Raw genomic sequence first — 3823 nt, forward strand, 5'->3', positions numbered from 1 at the left:
CTGACCTACAGCTAAGGTCCCCAAGTTATGGCTAAGTGGGAAAGGATGTGAGGATCCCAAAACAACCAGGATGTTGGCTTAGAAGCAGCCATCATTTAAAGAAAGCGTAACAGCTCACTGGTCTAAATAAGGGTCTTTGCGCCGAAAATGTACCGGGGCTAAAGCCATACACCGAAGCTTAGGGTTCGTGAGCAATCACGAGCGGTAGCGGAGCGTTCTGTAAGCTGATGAAGCCATACCCGTGAGGGGTGGTGGAGGTATCAGAAGTGCGAATGCTGACATGAGTAACGTAAGGGGAGTGAGAGACTCCCCCGCCGAAAGACCAAGGGTTCCTGCTTAAAGCTAATCTGAGCAGGGTTAGCCGGCCCCTAAGACGAGGCGGAAACGCGTAGTCGATGGGAACCACGTTAATATTCGTGGGCCTGGAGGTAGTGACGGATCACACAAGTTGTCCAATCTTATCGGATTGAACGGGCAGCGGAGTGGTTCCAGGAAATAGCTCCTCCTTATAGACCGTACCCGAAACCGACACTGGTGGTCTGGTAGAGTATACCAAGGCGCTTGAGAGAACTATGCTGAAGGAACTCGGCAAATTGCACGCGTAACTTCGGAAGAAGCGTGACCCTTTTCTGCGCAAGCAGAGGAGGGTGGCACAGACCAGGGGGTAGCGACTGTTTATCAAAAACACAGGGCTCTGCGAAGCCGCAAGGCGACGTATAGGGTCTGACGCCTGCCCGGTGCTGGAAGGTTAAGAGGAGGGGTGCAAGCTCTGAATCGAAGCCCCAGTAAACGGCGGCCGTAACTATAACGGTCCTAAGGTAGCGAAATTCCTTGTCGGGTAAGTTCCGACCTGCACGAATGGCGTAACGACTTCCCCGCTGTCTCCAGCATAGACTCAGTGAAATTGAATTCCCCGTGAAGATGCGGGGTTCCTGCGGTTAGACGGAAAGACCCCGTGCACCTTTACTATAGCTTTACATTGGCATTCGTAGTGGCATGTGTAGGATAGGTGGTAGGCTTTGAAACCTGGGCGCCAGCTCAGGTGGAGCCACCCTTGAAATACCACCCTTATCACTATGGATGTCTAACCGCGGCCCGTTATCCGGGTCCGGGACAATGTATGGTGGGTAGTTTGACTGGGGCGGTCGCCTCCTAAAGAGTAACGGAGGCGCGCGATGGTGGGCTCAGAACGGTCGGAAATCGTTCGCTGAGTGCAATGGCATAAGCCTGCCTGACTGCGAGACTGACAAGTCGAGCAGAGACGAAAGTCGGTCATAGTGATCCGGTGGTCCCGCGTGGAAGGGCCATCGCTCAACGGATAAAAGGTACGCCGGGGATAACAGGCTGATGACCCCCAAGAGTCCATATCGACGGGGTTGTTTGGCACCTCGATGTCGACTCATCGCATCCTGGGGCTGGAGCAGGTCCCAAGGGTATGGCTGTTCGCCATTTAAAGCGGTACGTGAGTTGGGTTCAGAACGTCGTGAGACAGTTCGGTCCCTATCTGCCGTGGGTGTAGGAATATTGAAAGGATCTGTCCCTAGTACGAGAGGACCGGGATGGACGGATCTCTGGTGGACCTGTTGTGGCGCCAGCCGCATAGCAGGGTAGCTATATCCGGACGGGATAACCGCTGAAGGCATCTAAGCGGGAAACCCACCTTAAAACGAGTATTCCCTGAGAACCGTGGAAGACGACCACGTTGATAGGCCGGGTGTGGAAGAGCGGCAACGCTTGAAGCTTACCGGTACTAATAGTTCGATCGGCTTGATCGTTCTCATTCCTTATGCCCATCGTGAAACACGATGGTCTGGCCAGCGCTCACGCATGAGCGGCCCTTACGGGCCTATGCTCCGCGAGGGCGCCGGACGACCGGCGACGCGCAGTCGCGCTTGCGGGCTTCGCCCGAAAGCAAACTGTGGATGTCGCTCAGGCACAAAAAGACAGGTGAAGAGCAACGAGCCAATAGCGAATAGGCATCCCCTACTCACTATTGCCTTCTGCCCAATCCCTAACCCAGCTTCTCGAATAACGTGCGTTTTGCCGACCTGGTGGTTATGGCGGAGCGGCTGCACCCGATCCCATTCCGAACTCGGCCGTGAAACGCTCCAGCGCTGATGGTACTTCGTCTCAAGACGCGGGAGAGTAGGTCGCTGCCAGGTCTGCCAAACGCACGTTAAACTCACATCCAATCGGATGGATGTGAAATCTTCTCTTCACGAACAGGCCCGCCAACGGGACAACGGGCCGCGTAAGCGGCCCTTTCAATTTGGCGGCGCGAAGCAGGCAATCGCCCGCTTCCAAACATCGAAGCAGAGACACCTGCTTCCAGAGATCGAAGCAGAAAACACCTGCTTCCAGAGGTCGAAGCAAGCTCACGCTTGCTCATAGGTGGCGCGGGGTGGAGCAGCCCGGTAGCTCGTCAGGCTCATAACCTGAAGGTCACAGGTTCAAATCCTGTCCCCGCAACCAAATCAAAACAGCCCGGCTCACCCCGGGCTGTTCTTGTATCCGGCTGATGGCCCCCCGCTGATTTGAACCCTCATCACGGGCCCGCAAACACCCAAAGCCGACGCAGAGGGTCAAAAACAAATCCCGCAAAACCAAACACAATCCGCCCGCCAGAACCATACAAGCCAAGCCAAGCCAAAGCGTTCAGGGCCAAGCCTCGGTCGTTCCATGCCTCGGGGCCAAGACGAGCTCTCAGCTCGCGCGGCGGAAAATTGGGCTTCCCAGAGCCGAGGCCAGCCACGAAAATGCAAAATGGATTCAGCCGGCAGGATTCCATCTCAGCCGGCTTCAGCGCCAGCTGTCCCGGAGGGATCGCGAGGAGCAGATCCCACCTATCGGCTGCAGGCGCTATCCCCGATCGCGACGGCCCGACCGAGGCGATATTGCTAATATCTGACATCTATTGCTAAATCCGTGCCGTGATCCCATGTCTCTTTCCGGGAGGTTGTCATGCCCAACTACGCTCTGAACGACCACTATGAGCGCTTCATCAGGAAACAGCTCGAATCAGGTCGCTACAACAATGCCAGCGAGGTTGTTCGCGCCGGCCTGCGCATGCTCGAGGATTTCGAGGCGGAGCGGGAAAGATGGCTGCGCGAGGAAATTCCGGGCCGCTTGGCCGAGCTCCAGCAGGATCCAGCTAAAGGAATTCCGGCCGATGTGGTTTTTTCTCGGCTGGAGGCGCGCCATCGCGCGAAACAGGCGAAAGCCAAGTAGGGGATGGTCTATCGGATCGTCTTTCATCCCGCCGCACAAGCCGAACTCGAACGGCTCTATGACGACATAGCCGAGCGGGCATCGCCGGCGATCGCGTGGAATTTTGTCGCGGGTATTCAAGACCATTGTCTCGGTCTATCGACTTTTCCACAGCGTGGCACCGAGCGGCGCGAGATCATGCCCGGACTGCGGATCATCGGCTACCGACGGGCGGTCAGCATTGCCTTTGCGGTCGAGGGCGAGCAGGTGCTGATCCTGGGCATCTTCTACGCAGGCCGGAACATCACACCGGAATTGCTGGAGGATCGCCGCTGAAAGCCGCTCTGGCAAGATCCGCGGCCGTCGGGCGGACAGCGATTTTCAAAGCGAGGCATACGGTCCGAAGCGAGCATCCCAGGCGCGACCAAGCGCAAAAAGCGATGTGGAAACTCAGCCTAGCCAACTCACGAATTTCGACCCTGCGGATATCTCCACCAGAAATCGAAAAAACTTCTTGGATCGGTGTTGACAGTTTGTCGGGGTGGCGACTATATACGCCTCACGAACGAGGGCGGTGCGCCGCTGGCGACGAAGAAGTTTGCTTCTAAGACTGCCC

At 56.6% G+C, this 3823-nt stretch carries 2 protein-coding genes, 1 tRNA gene and 2 rRNA genes (1 of these 5 cut by a window edge); all 5 read left to right on the plus strand.

Features of this window, described 5'->3' with window-relative positions:
* Positions 1–1775: ribosomal RNA gene (locus FJ973_RS25030) — 23S ribosomal RNA — on the plus strand (it extends 1036 nt beyond the left edge of the window).
* A 272-nt stretch (positions 1776–2047) separates the two neighbouring features.
* Positions 2048–2162, plus strand: a 5S ribosomal RNA gene (rrf, locus tag FJ973_RS25035).
* 233 nt (positions 2163–2395) lie between these two features.
* Positions 2396–2472: transfer RNA gene (locus tag FJ973_RS25040), tRNA-Met, on the plus strand.
* Between the two features lie 489 nt (positions 2473–2961).
* Positions 2962–3228 carry a type II toxin-antitoxin system ParD family antitoxin gene (locus FJ973_RS25045; RefSeq protein WP_140501644.1) on the plus strand — a complete coding sequence of 89 codons (267 nt, stop codon included), beginning with the start codon at positions 2962–2964 and terminating at the stop codon, positions 3226–3228.
* A gap of 3 nt (positions 3229–3231) precedes the next feature.
* Complete coding sequence (locus tag FJ973_RS25050; RefSeq protein WP_140501646.1) at positions 3232–3543, plus strand: type II toxin-antitoxin system RelE/ParE family toxin; 312 nt, start codon at positions 3232–3234, stop codon at positions 3541–3543.
* Positions 3544–3823: the final 280 nt, after the last annotated feature.

This window comes from Mesorhizobium sp. B2-1-3 (assembly GCF_006442495.1).
Taxonomy (GTDB): Bacteria; Pseudomonadota; Alphaproteobacteria; order Rhizobiales; family Rhizobiaceae; genus Mesorhizobium.